The 15,310-nt window shown below is 33.8% G+C and carries 13 protein-coding genes; 11 read left to right on the top strand and 2 right to left on the bottom strand.

Going from position 1 to position 15,310, the window contains the following annotated elements; all coding sequences use genetic code 11:
• Position 1 precedes the first annotated feature (1 nt).
• The 3 genes from Q0951_RS15650 to Q0951_RS15640 all read left to right on the top strand — a co-directional run bounded on the left by Q0951_RS15650 (position 2) and on the right by Q0951_RS15640 (position 6,014).
• On the top strand, positions 2 to 946 hold the full coding sequence (locus Q0951_RS15650) for an L-histidine N(alpha)-methyltransferase (RefSeq protein ID WP_299338883.1): 945 nt from the start codon (positions 2 to 4) through the stop codon (positions 944 to 946).
• A 74-nt stretch (positions 947 to 1,020) separates the two neighbouring features.
• Entirely contained in the window at positions 1,021 to 4,728 is a 3,708-nt protein-coding gene (locus tag Q0951_RS15645; RefSeq protein WP_299338880.1) for a metallophosphoesterase, read from the top strand.
• A gap of 38 nt (positions 4,729 to 4,766) precedes the next feature.
• Positions 4,767 to 6,014, top strand: coding sequence for a DUF2254 domain-containing protein (locus Q0951_RS15640; RefSeq protein ID WP_299338878.1), 1,248 nt, complete (start codon positions 4,767 to 4,769; stop codon positions 6,012 to 6,014).
• 2 nt (positions 6,015 to 6,016) lie between these two features.
• Here the strand turns inward: Q0951_RS15640 and Q0951_RS15635 are convergent, their stop codons facing one another.
• Entirely contained in the window at positions 6,017 to 6,826 is an 810-nt protein-coding gene (locus tag Q0951_RS15635; protein ID WP_299338875.1) for a hypothetical protein, read from the bottom strand.
• Positions 6,827 to 6,951: 125 nt separating this feature from the next.
• On the opposite strand from Q0951_RS15635, the gene Q0951_RS15630 reads away from it, so the two are divergent.
• The 8 genes from Q0951_RS15630 to Q0951_RS15595 all read left to right on the top strand — a co-directional run bounded on the left by Q0951_RS15630 (position 6,952) and on the right by Q0951_RS15595 (position 14,267).
• Complete coding sequence (locus Q0951_RS15630; RefSeq protein ID WP_299338872.1) at positions 6,952 to 7,638, top strand: glycerophosphodiester phosphodiesterase family protein; 687 nt, start codon at positions 6,952 to 6,954, stop codon at positions 7,636 to 7,638.
• Positions 7,635 to 8,849 (top strand): NAD(P)/FAD-dependent oxidoreductase, encoded by a 1,215-nt coding sequence (locus tag Q0951_RS15625; RefSeq protein WP_299338869.1) that lies wholly within the window; start codon positions 7,635 to 7,637, stop codon positions 8,847 to 8,849. The genes Q0951_RS15630 and Q0951_RS15625 overlap by 4 nt, the downstream gene beginning before the upstream one ends.
• Positions 8,846 to 9,379, top strand: a complete 534-nt coding sequence (locus tag Q0951_RS15620; protein ID WP_299338866.1) for a DUF1697 domain-containing protein — start codon at positions 8,846 to 8,848, stop codon at positions 9,377 to 9,379. The genes Q0951_RS15625 and Q0951_RS15620 overlap by 4 nt, the downstream gene beginning before the upstream one ends.
• A 6-nt stretch (positions 9,380 to 9,385) precedes the next feature.
• Positions 9,386 to 10,477 (top strand): diphosphomevalonate decarboxylase, encoded by a 1,092-nt coding sequence (locus Q0951_RS15615; RefSeq protein ID WP_299338863.1) that lies wholly within the window; start codon positions 9,386 to 9,388, stop codon positions 10,475 to 10,477.
• Positions 10,478 to 10,550: 73 nt separating this feature from the next.
• Positions 10,551 to 11,480: a mevalonate kinase gene (locus Q0951_RS15610; RefSeq protein ID WP_299338861.1), complete on the top strand. Its 930-nt coding sequence runs from the start codon at positions 10,551 to 10,553 to the stop codon at positions 11,478 to 11,480.
• 10 nt (positions 11,481 to 11,490) lie between these two features.
• Positions 11,491 to 12,393, top strand: coding sequence for a geranylgeranylglycerol-phosphate geranylgeranyltransferase (locus Q0951_RS15605; protein ID WP_299338858.1), 903 nt, complete (start codon positions 11,491 to 11,493; stop codon positions 12,391 to 12,393).
• Positions 12,394 to 13,344, top strand: coding sequence for a carbon-nitrogen hydrolase family protein (locus Q0951_RS15600; RefSeq protein ID WP_299338855.1), 951 nt, complete (start codon positions 12,394 to 12,396; stop codon positions 13,342 to 13,344).
• A gap of 71 nt (positions 13,345 to 13,415) precedes the next feature.
• Positions 13,416 to 14,267 carry a pseudouridine synthase gene (locus Q0951_RS15595; protein ID WP_299338852.1) on the top strand — a complete coding sequence of 284 codons (852 nt, stop codon included), beginning with the start codon at positions 13,416 to 13,418 and terminating at the stop codon, positions 14,265 to 14,267.
• Between the two features lie 12 nt (positions 14,268 to 14,279).
• Here Q0951_RS15595 and Q0951_RS15590 read toward each other — a convergent pair whose 3' ends face one another.
• The gene (locus tag Q0951_RS15590) at positions 14,280 to 15,296 is read right to left on the bottom strand and encodes a transglutaminase domain-containing protein (protein WP_299338848.1); all 1,017 of its coding nucleotides are present in this window, start codon (positions 15,294 to 15,296) and stop codon (positions 14,280 to 14,282) included.
• Positions 15,297 to 15,310: the final 14 nt, after the last annotated feature.

The following is a 15,310-nucleotide window of genomic DNA, read 5'->3' as shown; positions in this document are numbered from 1 at the left end:
TATGAACAACACATTTGCCAAAGACGTCATTGAAGGTCTTTCAGCTCAGCATAAACACCTTTCATCAAAATATTTTTATGATGATAATGGGAGTCGGATATTTCAGGAAATCATGAACATGCCCGAATACTATTTAACAGATGCTGAGTTTGAAATCTTGTCCCTTCAGTCAAAACAAATTATTGAAGCTCTGGAGTTTTCAACGCCTTTCAATATTGTAGAATTAGGTGCTGGAGATGGATTAAAGACTTTCAAACTATTAGAGTATTTAGTAAATCACAATATTGATTTTAATTATGTGCCAATTGATATTTCTCAAGAGGCTATTGACATATTAACTAAAAGACTTAAAGATCGTCTACCTAGCTTAAAAGTAAAGCCCAAAGTTGGAGATTATTTTGAGATATTAAAACAAAATAAGAAAAGTGATTACCCAAGTCTTTTACTTTTTTTGGGAAGTAATATTGGTAATTATGTTCCTAAAAAAGCAAAAGAATTACTACAACTTTTTAATGATAACATGAAAGTTGGTGATAAATTACTTATTGGTTTTGATATCAAGAAAAATCCAATCGTTATTCATAACGCCTACTATGATAAACAGGGCATTACTAAGCGTTTTAATCTGAATTTATTGCTGCGAATCAATAGAGAGTTGGAAGCGGATTTTAAAATAGATGACTTCGATTTTTATTGTCATTACAATCCAGATACTGGTGAAGTAAAAAGTTATTTAGTGAGTCTTAGACAACAAACTGTTGAGTTTAAGGCTTTACAAACAACCATTGATTTTGATTTTAATGAATTGATATGGACTGAGCTTTCCAAAAAATACGCGCTTTCAGAAATCGAATCACTTGCAAAGCAGACGGGCTTTTCCAATAGTAAACATTTTTTAGATTGCAAACATTACTTTACTGATAGTCTTTGGGAGAAATTAGCTTAAGAATCAATATCTTTATGGATAAAGATAAAAAGACAATAGTTTATTATCTTCTTTTGTAATTCAAACTAGTAGCAATGACCAACCTCAACAGATTTACAATTATATTTTTATTATCCTTTTTACTGAATGCATGTGCAACACATAAAGCACAATATAAGCAGGAAGACTATTCTCAAATTGAGCGTCCAGATAAAGACATTGATAGAACATTCTATTTAATTGGAGACGCAGGAAAGTCACCACAAGGCGGAATGTCTAAGGCTTTGACTGCTTTCAATAATCATATTGCCGATAAAAACACTAAAGACGATTACACTATTTTCTTAGGAGATAATATTTATCCAAGTGGTTTGCCAGCAAAAGACAAGAAGGGCAGAAAGGATGCTGAAAACGCTTTAAATGCACAAATTAAATCAGTAAAGAATTTCAAGGGTGAAGTACTATTCATTCCAGGTAATCACGATTGGTATGCCAATGGACTAAAGGGACTCAAGCGTCAGGAGAAATATATTGAGGATGCATTAGGAAAGAATACCTTTCAACCTGAAAATGGATGTCCGCTAGAAAGTATCGATGTTAGTGAAAGTATACAATTAATTGTTATTGATACTCAGTGGTATTTAGAGAACTGGAATGATAATCCTACTATAAATGATGAATGTGAGATTAAAACCAGAGAACGTTTTTTTGAAGAGGTAGAGGGCGAAATAAAAAAAGCTCAAAACAAAACTATAGTATTTGCCATGCATCATCCAATGTATACTAATGGTGTTCATGGAGGGCAATATGCATTTTCTAAACACGTGTTTCCCGGTCAGAAAAAAATACCAATTCCAATATTAGCATCTTTAGTCACTCAAATTAGAACACAAGGTGGAGTGTCAATTCAAGACAGGTATAACGAACGCTATAACAGGTTGATGAAACGTCTAGAGACCTTGACCTTCGATACAAAAAATATTGTATTTGTTTCTGGTCACGAGCATACACTTCAATACATAGAAAATGATCGTACAAAACAAATTGTCTCTGGTTCAGGTGCAAAAGAATCCTTTGCCGCTCTTAAGAATAATGGATTGTTTTCCTACGGAAAGCAAGGCTTTGCAGAGCTAACTGTTTACAAAGATGGGAGTAGTTGGGTTACCTTTTATGGCGAAGACAATGGGCAAGCAAAACGTTTATTTGCTCACAAGGTTTTTGAACCGAGAACATATTTTGATGTGTCTTCGCTTCCTGAAAGTTTTCCGCAGGAAATAGAAACCTCAGTATATAACGAATCTGAAACAGACCGAACAGGTTTTTTTGAGACGGTTTGGGGAAGTCATTATCGAGATATCTATTCTAAAAAAATAACAGCCAAAGTGGCAACCTTAGATACTTTGTATGGTGGCTTGGAAATTGTTCGTGCTGGAGGTGGACACCAAACAAGGTCACTACGTCTAAAAACTAAAGATGGTAGAGAACTTAATATGAGAGCTCTTCGAAAAAGTGCTACACAGTATTTACAAACCGTATTGTTTAAGGACACTTATGTACAAGATGATTTTGAAAAAACTGCTATCGAAGGACTTATTTATGATTTCTACACTGCAGCTCATCCTTATGCGTTTAAGGCTGTTCCAGATCTGGCTGATGCGGCTGAGATATATCATACCAATCCAAAAATATACTACATTCCTAAACATAAGCATTTAGGACAGTATAATGCAGATTATGGCGATGAGTTATACATGATTGAAGAGCGTCCCGAAGACAATTACACTGATGATAGGAACTTTGGATTTGCTGATGACATTGAAAGTACTCATGATATTATTGAGAAAGTTCGTAAAGACGAAAAATATAAAATTGACGAAAATGCTTTTGTAAGAGCACGATTGTTTGATATGCTTATTGGCGATTGGGATAGGCATCAGGATCAATGGCGTTGGGCTCAGTTTAATCAGGAGAATGGCGATAAGTATTACCGACCAATTCCTAGAGATCGAGATCAGGTATTTTCAAATTTTGATGGTGCGCTTTTAAGTGTCATGAGGCAAATTTCAGGATCTACAAAACAACTACAAGTTTATGACGAAACTCTGAAAGATCTCAAATGGATGAATTCTGCTGGTATCAAATTAGATCGCGTTTTAATTCAAAAAGCAGATAGAGACAAATGGCTAGAACAAGCCCAACTATTGCAAGACAGAATCACAGATGAGGTTATTGAAAAAGCGTTTTCTAAGATTCCTGAAGAAGTTCAGGATGAAACATTAGAAGATATTAAAAAGAAACTAAGAGGACGACTTTCGAACCTTCAGGATATTGCAACACGCTATTACAATATTTTAAATGAATTGGTGATTCTTACTGGAACAGATAAAGATGATTACATAGAAGTAAAACGTATTGGAGACAATGAAACACAAGTCATTATTTCTAGAATTATAGATGGAGAGAAAGGAGAAGTTATAGTAGATAAAGTATTTCATAAAGACGTTACCAAAGAACTATGGATCTATGGTTTAGATGACAAAGATGTATTTGAAGTTACAGGGAAAGCTAACAATCTTATTTTCACCCGACTCATTGGAGGTCAGGAAAATGACACCTATATCATAACATCAGGACGACGAGTAAAGGTGTATGATCATGAAAGTAAACCCAATACTATTAAGGAAAATAATGGAGCAACTATACGATTTACAGATGTTTATAAACTCAATTTATTCGACTTCCAAAAAAATATTGTGGTTAATAATATGATTACTCCTGCAATAGGATTTAATCCTGATGATGGAGTTTCTTTAGGCGTATCATTTGTAAAAACAAAAAAAGGGTTTCAAAGAAATCCGTTCTCAGCTCAACATCGTTTTAGGGGAGGATATTTCTTTGCTACAAAAGGGTTTGCTTTAAATTATGATGGCGAATTTGCTAATATCATGAATGATTGGAATTTACATATTGGCGGACAATTTACCTCTGCAAATTTCACTAATAACTTTTTTGGCCTCGGAAATGAAACTGTCAATAATGATGAGGAACTTGATTTTGATTACAACAGAGTTAAAACAAGTATTTACATGGCAAAAGCCGGAATTCTTAAAAAAGGAGACTTTGGTAGTGATTACGGATTTAGAGCTGTTTTTGAAGCCATTGAAATTGATGATACTCCTAATCGTTTTATTACAGAATTTGCACCATCATCTTTTGAAGAGTTTTACGAGAGACGTCTTTTTGGAGCTCTTGAAGCCGAATATAAATACGCCAGTTTCGACAATAAACTTAACCCAACCAGAGGGATGACATTTTTGTTGAACGTTGGAGGTAAAACAGAGTTTAAAGACACAAAAAATACATATGGATATATCAATTCCAATTTAGGCTTTTATAACGCTGTTAGTAGAAATCGTAAGCTTGTGCTGAAAACAGATGCCAGACTTCAGGTGCGAATTGGTGATGATCTTATATTTTATCAGGCAGCAAACATTGGTGGACGTAATGGTTTGAGAGGTTATAGAACCGAACGCTTTACTGGACAAAACTCATTTGTGGGAAGTGCAGATCTTAGGTATAGTTTTGATTCGTTTAAAACAAGTACATTGCCATTGCAAATTGGTGTTTTTGGTGGATTTGATGTTGGTAGAGTTTGGTTAGAAGGCGACTTCTCCAATCGTTGGCATAACGATTATGGTGGAGGATTCTGGGTAACTGCAGCCGATAGCCTTTCAGGAACGTTTAATTTGTTCAATAGTCCCGAAGGATTGCGATTTTCTTTTGGTTTTGGATTGAATTTTTAGAATCGATGCGTAAATATTTTGGCGAAACAATCAAGTTAATGACCCGTTTAGAAAGTAAAATTGCTTTCTATCCAACCCTTATTAGTCTTGCAGGATTACTTTTCGCATTATTTATGTATTATCTGGAGAGTGAGGGCATATCAGATTATCTTGTCGAGAATGCACCAATTTTAGTCGTTAACGATACAGAAACAGCCAGAAGTCTTTTAACAACATTTATTGCTGGCCTTATTTCAATAATGGTGTTTAGTTTTTCGTTAGTCATGATTTTATTAAATCAGGCATCTAGTAATTATTCACCAAGAGTTCTTCCTGGTTTGATTTCTAATAAACGTCATCAAATAGTATTAGGAGTTTATAATTCAACCTTGTTATATTGCATTTTTACTTTAGTCGCTATTGAGCCAAACGGTTCCTCTTACCAGCTTCCTGGTTTTTCAGTACTTCTTGCTATTCTATTTATGATTTTTTGTCTGGGTGCTTTTATTTATTTCATTCATTCTATTTCTCAGGAAATACAAATAAATAATATTATGGAACGGATTTTCAATGAAGCAAAATCCAGAATAGAAACCTTAATTGACAATGAAAAAGATATCACTGATGAGTTTCCTGATACTTCAAATTGGACAGTCATACAATCCAGCCAATCAGGATATTATCACGATGTTAATATTAATTTAATCAAAAGTATTTCAAAAGAAAAACAATTGAAATTTGAAATCATTCCAGTAAAAGGAAATTATGTTTTGAAAGAATTACCACTAGTCAAGATAAGTAATAAAATCGATAAAGAATTGGAGGGCAAAATTTTAGATGCAATACGCTTTTCAAAGGGTGAACTTATACGTGAAAATTATGTTCTAGCATTTAAACAAATCACAGAAATTGCTTTAAAGGCCATGTCTCCTGGAATTAATGATCCAGGAACTGCTATAAATGCTATTGATTATCTTACAGAACTATTTGCTGTACGATTAAAAAAAAACGATTTGAGGTTAGTATGTGATGATGAAGGTAATGCCATTCTCAACATAAATACCGTAAGTTTCAATGATCTCTTATTTCAGGTGATGGCATCTTTAAGAACCTATTGCAAGCATGATCCAATTATTTTGCAAAAATTACTTTTAATGTTGAATTTTCTCAAACAAAGTGGTTATGCTACTCAAGAAACTCACAAAAACGCCATTGATAGCGAAATTGAAAACCTCATATTTGACGCTAAAAATCAATTACATAATAAAGCAGACTTGGATGCTTTAGATCGACTTATATCATCTTGATACTATTCAAAAACAAAACTGTAAATATTTCCACCTTCACTTTTGTCTTTTTCATCTGTGATTAATACCTTATTAGAACCAACGAGATTGATACCCTCTTTTTGAGTGTCATGCTCAAATTCAACAGCTTCAACGGTTCCTTCAAAGAAGTTATCAGATGAAAATCCGGTAAGTTTCCAGAGTTTGTCATGATTTAGTAATACTACAGTTTTACCATCATCACTAATGTCTGCAGATGTGACTTTCGTATTTTTACCTTTCAGTTTATAATCTGAAATGTAAATGGCCTCATGATCTCCAATTTGATTTGGTACTTTGATAAGCTTTGTTTTTTTGTTTTCCTTGCTGAATAGATAGAACCAATCATTGTGGAGAAAGAACGATTCAAAATCTTCAGATTTCATGTCTTTAGGAAGTTTGAAACTAATGACTTCAGCATCAGTAGTTTCATCTAAAGTTGCGGGTTGTGACACCTTAAATATGGCGAAGTTTTTTCGCTTTTTTGAATTATTACCAATATCTCCAATATAGATATTTCCGTCAGTATCTGAAGTTAGATCTTCCCAATCGATGTTCTGTACATTATCAATATCAATATCTTTTACAATTTTTCCTCCAGGATTCAATCCATAAAGATTATTCTTATTTCCGGCATCTTCAATAACCCATAACAGATCTGAACCTTTTGCTAATTCAATAGCAGATGTTTCTTTTAGGCTTGATGGTAGATCTGCCAAAGGAGTTAGTTTACCAGTTTCACAGGAAGAGGTAAGAAAAAATAAAATAGAAAGTAGACTTAAGTTTAAATTCATAATTTGTGTTTATCTATATCCAATAAATGGGTTTTTCCTCGAAATATAAAATCTAAACTCTTAAAGATTCTTTAAATTATGATTTACTAATGTTTCTATGATTGAAATTTATACTTTTATATCCTATGAAAAAACCACTTAAAATAGGACATCGAGGTGCGAAAGCATACGTTGCTGAAAACACTTTAGCATCGGTTGAAAAAGCTTTAGAATTAGGAGTTCAGGGTATTGAGATTGATGTTCACAAGTGTGCCTCTGGTGAATTGGTTGTTTTTCATGATTTTACTTTAGATAGAATGACCAATGGTCAAGGTGAAGTCTCTAAACACACGTTGAGTGAGTTGAAACAGTTAAAAGTTAAAGATCAATTTTCTATACCAACACTCGAAGACGTTCTTAAGACTATTGATCGAAAATGTATGCTCAACATTGAACTTAAAGGGAAAGATACAGCAGATGGAACTTGTAACGTTATAGATAAATATATGAATGATTACCGTTGGACAATTGAAGATTTCCTAATTTCAAGTTTTCAGTATCATGAACTAGAAAAAGTTAATACAATCAACTCTAATTTGCGACTTGGTGTGCTAACAAAAGCAAGTGTAACTGATGCCCTTGAATTTGCTAATACCATTAATGCCTATGCGATACACCCTAATTTTGCGTTACTAACTAAAGAGAATGTTAAGCGTGCACAAAAAGAGAATTATAAAGTAGTGACTTGGACAGTCAATGATCATGAAACCATTCAACGAATGACCACATATGGTGTTGATGCTGTAATTTCAGATAATCCAGATCGCCTATGAATACTTATGATATCATCATCATTGGAGGTGGAGCAGCAGGTTTTTTTGCAGCAATTAATATTGCGGAACAAAACCCAAAATTGAAAGTTGCCATATTAGAACGTGGAAAAGAAGGGCTTCAAAAAGTAAAGATTTCTGGTGGAGGACGTTGTAATGTGACTCATGCTGAGTTTATTCCTTCAGAATTAGTACATAATTATCCAAGAGGAGAAAAAGAGTTATTAGGTCCTTTCCATCAATTTATGACAGGAGATACCATTGAATGGTTTGAAAGTAGAAATGTGCCATTAAAAATTGAACCCGATGGAAGAATGTTTCCAGTATCTAATTCGTCTAAAACTATTATCGATTGTTTTTTAAACGAAGCTGATAAGCATAACGTAGCGGTCTATTATAGTCACGCATTAAAAACGATACATAAATCTGGAACGCATTGGATTTTAGAAACCTCACAAGATGAATTTACAGCTGAAAATGTATTATTTGCCACAGGGAGTAACCCAAAGATTTGGAATCTTTTGGAAGATTTAGGCCATACCATATCACAGCCTGTACCATCGTTATTTACCTTCGATATTAGAGATGAACGTATAGCAGGTATTCCAGGTGTGGTGGCTTTAGATGTTGAAGTTAAAGTGGTTGATTCTAATTTATGGAGTGAAGGTCCTTTGTTAATCACTCATGTAGGAATGAGTGCACCAGCCATTTTAAAACTTTCTGCCTTTGGAGCTATTGAACTGGCTAATAGGAATTATAAATTTCAAATTGAAGTGAACTTTATAAAGCAGTCCTATCAGGATTGTATAGATCAGTTAAAAATACTTAAACATGATTTAGCAAGAAAGACAGTGTTCAAATCGCCTCAATTTGAGTTACCAAAGCGCCTGTGGCAGAAGTTAGTTTTAGCTTCAGAAATGACTAATGAAACACGCTGGGCAGATCTTAATAAAGTACAGCTAGAGCAATTAGCGTCACAACTTACCGGAGCGGTTTTTAATGTGACTGGAAAAAGTACGTTTAAGGAGGAGTTTGTTACTGCTGGTGGGATCAACTTAAAAGAGATCAATTTTAAAACTTTTGAAAGTAAGCTTCATCAAAAGCTCTACTTTGCAGGAGAAATTTTAAATATAGATGCTGTCACTGGAGGATTTAACTTTCAGAATGCATGGACTGGAGCTTATATTGCAGCTAAAGCCATTTCAAAATCATGAATACGTATATTGTACTTTTAAGAGGAATCAATGTTGGCGGACATAAAAAAGTTCCGATGGCAGAACTACGCGAATTACTTACAAAAACAGGTTTTGAATCAGTGAAAACGTATATCCAAAGCGGAAATGTGATTTTTCAATCTTCAGAACTGAACAATGCCACTATTGAGCAAAAGGTGAAAGGAGCAATTGCATCTCAATTTGGATTTGAAGTGCCAGTTATGGCGAGAACTAGAGATGAATTAGAGGTCATTTTTAATGCATGTCCGTTTTCCGAAGTAAAGAAAGAAAACAGTTATTTTATTATTCTAAGTACCATTCCCGAACCAGAACTGGTTGATGAGGTCATGCAAATTGAGTACGATAATGAAGAATTTATTATCATCAATGATGGTCTCTATTTATACGCTTCTGTAGGTTACGGAAACTCGAAATTCAACATGAATATGTTTGAAAAAAAATTAAATGTAAAGGCAACATCCCGAAACTTTAAAACAATGGTAAAACTCTTATCTTTGTCGGAGAATTAATAGCACATGACTGAAAAAGATTTCATTCCTAAACCTTATACAAAAACTTTAGAAAACGGAAGTTTTACCTGGTCCTCTCCAAGTAATATTGCTCTGGTTAAATATTGGGGAAAACGAGAACATCAAATTCCTGAGAACCCGTCTGTAAGTTTTACTCTAGATCATTGTAAAACTATTACAACACTGAGTTTTTCCAAAAAAGAAAGTAACGCTGCGTTCTCATTTGATGTGTTTTTAGATGGTGAACAGAAAGATGATTTTAAGCCAAAAATTGAAACATTTTTCAAACGTATTGAGAGCTATTTACCTTTTCTAAGCGAGTATCATTTTAAGATTGAAACGTCAAACACGTTTCCTCATAGTTCTGGAATAGCCTCTTCAGCTTCAGGCATGAGCGCTTTAGCCTTATGCTTAATGAGTGTTGAAAAAGAACTTATAGGAACGATTTCAGAAGTGTATTTTATCCAGAAAGCATCATTTTTAGCACGATTGGGATCAGGAAGTGCATGCAGAAGTTTAGAAGGCGATTTGATTGTTTGGGGAATTCATGATGAGATTGATGGAAGTTCAGATTTATATGGTGTGAAATATCCATATGATGTACATCAAAATTTTAAAAACTATCAAGACACGATTCTTTTAGTTGATAAAGGCGAAAAGCAGGTAAGTAGTACTGTTGGACATAATTTGATGTTTGGTCATCCGTTCGCGCAACAACGTTTTGAACAAGCTCATGAGAATCTATCAAAACTCAAAGCGATATTCAAAGAGGGTAATTTAGATGAATTCATAAAAATTGTGGAAAGTGAAGCCTTAACGCTTCATGCTATGATGATGACTAGTATGCCTTATTTTATTCTAATGAAACCCAATACCCTTGAAATTATCAATAAAATTTGGGCATATAGAAGTGAAACGAATTCAAAAGTGTGTTTTACTTTAGATGCAGGAGCTAATGTACACGTGCTATATCCAGAAAATGAAAAGGATAATGTGCTAAAATTTATTGAGAGTGAATTAGTTGTCTATTGTCAAAATGGACATTATATTAGCGATCAGATTGGCTTTGGAGCTAAATTAATAGTCAATAATTTATAATTGTCTTAACTATTGATGGAGAGCCATATAGTAGAATAATACGTATATTTGTTAAAGCAAATGGTTTAATTACATGAAAGGACCTCTTTTTTATTCAAAAATCCTACTCTTCGGAGAATACGGAATCATCAAAGATTCTAAAGGTTTATCTATTCCTTACAACTTTTACAATGGTGCACTTAAGACTGATGAAAATCCGTCGCAAGATGCTATGAAATCTAATGAAAGTTTAAAAGGGTTTGTCTCTTATTTAAAAGATATTGATGCCAATTTGGTGACATTTGATATTGATACACTCCAAAAAGATGTGGATGCTGGGATGTACTTTGACTCATCCATACCTCAAGGTTATGGTGTAGGAAGTAGTGGTGCTTTGGTTGCAGCTATTTATGATAAGTACGCTTACAACAAAATCACAGTTTTAGAGAATTTAACCAGAGAAAAGTTATTAAAGTTAAAAGAGATCTTCTCTGAAATGGAATCATTTTTTCACGGAAAATCCTCTGGATTGGACCCATTGAATAGTTATTTGAGTATTCCAATATTGATCAATTCTAAAGATAATATTGAAGCTACTGGAATTCCTGCACAGCAAACAGAAGGTAAAGGCGCTGTCTTTTTGTTAGACTCAGGAATTATTGGTGAAACAGCTCCAATGGTTCGTATTTTTATGGAAAACATGAAGCAAGAAGGCTTTAGAAGCATGCTAAAAGATCAGTTTATAAAACATACTGATGCCTGTGTTGATGATTTCCTCAAAGGAGATATTAAATCATTATTTAAAAATACTAAGCAGTTGTCTAAAGTGGTGTTGAACCATTTTAAACCTATGATCCCAAAACAATTCCATGAGCTTTGGAAAAAAGGAATCGAAACCAACGAGTACTATTTGAAACTTTGTGGTTCTGGAGGAGGAGGATATATCCTAGGGTTTACCGAAGATATCGAAACAGCAAAACAATCACTTCAAGATTACAAATTAGAAGTTGTTTACAACTTCTAAACATTAATTTATGCTTTCTCGTAGACAAAAACACATTTTGCTGAAGTTCTTTAGCATGTTTTCTGTCGTTCGTGGTTACAACATCCTTATTGTTGTTATAGCGCAATATTTAACATCAGTTTACATTTTGGCGCATAACAAACCTCTTAAAGACGTCATATTTGATCTTAATTTATTAATGCTGGTTCTGGCTTCTGCAGCAACAATAGCAGCAGGTTATATTATCAATAATTTCTACGATTCTGAAAAAGACCTAATCAATCGACCTCAGAAATCAAAATTAGACCGTCTCGTAAGTCAGAATACTAAGCTCTCCTTTTACTTTGTGCTCAATTTTTCGGCAGTCATCATGGCGAGTTACGTCTCGTTTAATGCCGTTTTGTTTTTTTCAATTTATATCTTCGGAATTTGGTTTTATTCACATAAGCTTAAAAAGCTTCCATTTATAGGAAACCTTGTCTCTGCCATACTGACCATCTTACCATTTTTTGCTATTTTCTTGTATTATAAAAACTTTGAATCGGTCATTTTTGTTCATGCCATTTTTCTGTTTTTAATGATTTCTATGCGAGAACTGACTAAAGATCTTGAGAATATGAAAGGAGATTTACTCCTCAATTATAAAACAATACCTGTAGTTTATGGAGAGAAAGCATCAAAAATAATGCTTACTATATTAATTGTCTTAACTAGTATTCCTGTCTATTTACTATTATACCATTTTGATGTAGGACATATGTATTTGTTTTTCTACCTCTCTGTAATGTTATTACTGGTTTTTCTACTATTACTTTGGAAATCGAATACGAAAACCCATTATTTGATATTACATAACATTCTAAAGTTTATTATTGTAGCAGGTGTGTTTTGTATTGTATTGATAAATGTCAATGTTGTTTTAAATCGAATTTAAATGAATCACACACTTAAAGTTGCCCTAGCACAAATAGCACCTGTTTGGTTGAATAAAGTAGAAACGCTAAAAAAAGTTGAAACGTCAATTAGTAAAGCAGCAAAAGAGAATGCAGAACTTATCGTTTTTGGTGAAGGTCTGGTTCCAGGTTACCCTTTTTGGTTGGCATTAACAGGAGGAGCTGAATGGAATACACCAATTAATAAAGCATTACATGCACATTATGTGAGTCATTCAATAACGATAGAAAAAGGCGATTTAGATGGCATTTGTAAATTAGCCAAACAGCATCATATGGCTGTATATTTAGGTATAATTGAAAGACCACTAGATCGAGGAGGACACAGTGTTTATGCGTCTTTAGTTTATATAGATCAAGATGGTAAGATTAAGTCGGTACATAGAAAGTTACAGCCCACTTATGATGAGCGTTTAACGTGGTCACCAGGTGATGGACATGGATTACAGGTTCATTCTCTGAAAGATTTTACAGTTGGCGGATTGAATTGTTGGGAGAACTGGATGCCACTTCCAAGAGCTGCACTTTATGGACTCGGCGAAAATTTGCATATTGCTGTATGGCCTGGTAGTGATCATAATACTAAAGATATTACACGATTTATAGCTAGAGAATCACGGTCCTATGTGATTTCAGTATCAAGCGTAATGACTATTGAGGATTTCCCTCAAAACACGCCACATCTCGATCAAATTTTGGAGAATGCACCTCAAGTATTAGCCAATGGTGGGAGTTGTATTGCTGGACCAGATGGCGAATGGATTCAAGAGCCTATTTTGCACAAGGAAGGGGTGTTCTATCAAACTATAGACTTTAATCGTGTGTTAGAGGAGCGTCAAAATTTTGATCCTGTAGGTCATTATTCAAGACCAGATGTAACACAATTATCTGTTAATCGTGAACGTCAATCTACAACCAAATTTATAGATTAGTTCAACTATTATACTACCTTTGCAGATTGATACATCGAAACATAAGAGACGTTGTATAAAATTTAGTAATTATGAGCAGACAGCAAGGACGTAGCGGAAAAGGAAAAACTTCAGGAAGAGAATCAGGAAAACCTGCCAATAAAAAATATGGTAGAGGAGCAGATGATGCAAGAGGAAACAAACCTGCTAAAAAGAAAGTTTCAAAAGCATCAAATTCTGATGAAATCCGATTAAATAAATACATTGCAAATTCTGGAATTTGTTCACGTAGAGATGCTGACATGCATATCTCTGTTGGTAGTGTGACGGTTAATGGAAAGGTGATTACAGAAATGGGTTATAAGGTCAAGCTGGATGATGAAGTTCGTTTTGATGGTGCCCGAATAAATCCTGAGAAGAAGGAGTATGTTTTATTAAATAAACCAAAGGGATTTGCTACTACTACAAGTGAATCTAAAGGTCGTACAGTCATGGATCTTGTTGCTAATGCTACTAACGCGCGTATTAAGCCTATTGGTAGATTAGGTAGAAATTCTACAGGATTAATACTGTTTACCAATGATGATAAAGTAGTGAAAAAATTCACTAATTCTAAAACAGGTGTCGCTCGATTATTTGAGATCGAATTGGATAAAAATTTAAAGTTTGATGATTTTAAAAAAATCCAAGATGGTTTTAAAATTGAAGGAAAAATGGTTTCTGTAGAAGAAGTTAGTTATATCGATGGTCAACCAAAAAGTAAAATAGGTCTTAAAATCAAAAATACAGGTAATACCATTCTTCACACTATTTTTGATTACTTAAAATATGATATTATTCGAGTAGATTGTGTTCAAATAGGGCATCTAACAAAAAAAGATCTACCACGTGGTCATTGGAAACATTTGACTCAACAGGAAGTGAATACCTTGCAAATGCTGTAGTGTTTATTCGAGTCAACTTTTAACTTTAACAGTATAGGTGGAAATCAAATCATCTCCAATGTAGAGATGTACATCGTAAAACCCGTTATTATCAAATTGGTGCTCAAGCGTTAGTGATGTGTTTTCAATGTGTGTTGAAGTGGGCTTTATTTTTCTATTACTGAAACCATTATCAATTAACAAACTAATATCTTCTTTTGCTACAGCTTTCTGAAGCTGGTACTTAAACGTCAAGATATCATGTTTCTCTATTGTATTATGCATTTCTTTAGGCTCAGAATGAATAGTCAAATTCTTATAAGCTTTTCCGTAAATTATTGGAGCAGCAAGAAAGGTTTCAAATGAAGGTGCTAACGCTTCTTCTAATAGCATCCATTTGTTATTAACAGGAAAATGATTAATGGCAAATAACTGAGGATTAGTTAGAAAATAGCCGTCATTGTAATAAAATTTAAACTCGTTGGTTTCCGAATTTGGAATACCACTAGCCCATGTTGGATCACATAAATACCACTTTCCGTCTAATTCAATAGCATTCCATGAGTGATTTGGAGCATCTAGTCTCTCCAGATTAGTTGTACTGGTTTTACCATAACCATGTACAATCTCACAATTTAGATTTGCTAAATTAGAGAGCTCCTTTATAAGGTAGGCATAACCTGTGCAGATGGTTCTTTTGTCTTTACGAAGTTTATAGAAAATCTTTTTCTTAATAAGTTCGTTCCAAGCTTCGAGTTTCTCACTATCATTATTAAACTTGTATCTTTTTCTGTTGTTTTTTAGATATAAGCTATAGTCATTAGCAATATTAGTGCAAACCCATTTGTAAATAGCTCTAAATCGTTCAGCATCTGTTGTTAAGCCAGAGGTTAGCTTTTGAGATAGTTGAGATAAATTATCTAAACCTTCATCTTTGCATGCCAAAGCAATGCTGTCTGCTTTTCGAAAATTAATATATTCAAAATCAGATATTTGTGCATTAGATTGGAATGCAAATATGAAGACACATATGTACCTCAATAGCTTCATTTATGAGTCTGCTA

This window comes from uncultured Psychroserpens sp. (assembly GCF_947501425.1).
In the GTDB taxonomy this organism is placed as follows: domain Bacteria; phylum Bacteroidota; class Bacteroidia; order Flavobacteriales; family Flavobacteriaceae; genus Psychroserpens.
Note: the sequence above shows the minus strand (reverse complement) of the source record. Positions and strands in the feature narration are given on the sequence as shown.

What these genes read in the sequence shown, in the direction of transcription:
- Q0951_RS15645 (WP_299338880.1), top strand. Translation starts at nt 1,021, where the DNA reads ATGACCAACCTCAACAGATTTACAATTATATTTTTATTATCCTTTTTA.
- Q0951_RS15635 (WP_299338875.1), bottom strand. Translation starts at nt 6,826, where the DNA reads ATGAATTTAAACTTAAGTCTACTTTCTATTTTATTTTTTCTTACCTCT.
- Q0951_RS15610 (WP_299338861.1), top strand. Translation starts at nt 10,551, where the DNA reads ATGAAAGGACCTCTTTTTTATTCAAAAATCCTACTCTTCGGAGAATAC.
- Q0951_RS15600 (WP_299338855.1), top strand. Translation starts at nt 12,394, where the DNA reads ATGAATCACACACTTAAAGTTGCCCTAGCACAAATAGCACCTGTTTGG.
- Q0951_RS15625 (WP_299338869.1), top strand. Translation starts at nt 7,635, where the DNA reads ATGAATACTTATGATATCATCATCATTGGAGGTGGAGCAGCAGGTTTT.
- Q0951_RS15615 (WP_299338863.1), top strand. Translation starts at nt 9,386, where the DNA reads ATGACTGAAAAAGATTTCATTCCTAAACCTTATACAAAAACTTTAGAA.
- Q0951_RS15590 (WP_299338848.1), bottom strand. Translation starts at nt 15,296, where the DNA reads ATGAAGCTATTGAGGTACATATGTGTCTTCATATTTGCATTCCAATCT.
- Q0951_RS15640 (WP_299338878.1), top strand. Translation starts at nt 4,767, where the DNA reads ATGACCCGTTTAGAAAGTAAAATTGCTTTCTATCCAACCCTTATTAGT.
- Q0951_RS15605 (WP_299338858.1), top strand. Translation starts at nt 11,491, where the DNA reads ATGCTTTCTCGTAGACAAAAACACATTTTGCTGAAGTTCTTTAGCATG.
- Q0951_RS15595 (WP_299338852.1), top strand. Translation starts at nt 13,416, where the DNA reads ATGAGCAGACAGCAAGGACGTAGCGGAAAAGGAAAAACTTCAGGAAGA.
- Q0951_RS15630 (WP_299338872.1), top strand. Translation starts at nt 6,952, where the DNA reads ATGAAAAAACCACTTAAAATAGGACATCGAGGTGCGAAAGCATACGTT.
- Q0951_RS15650 (WP_299338883.1), top strand. Translation starts at nt 2, where the DNA reads ATGAACAACACATTTGCCAAAGACGTCATTGAAGGTCTTTCAGCTCAG.
- Q0951_RS15620 (WP_299338866.1), top strand. Translation starts at nt 8,846, where the DNA reads ATGAATACGTATATTGTACTTTTAAGAGGAATCAATGTTGGCGGACAT.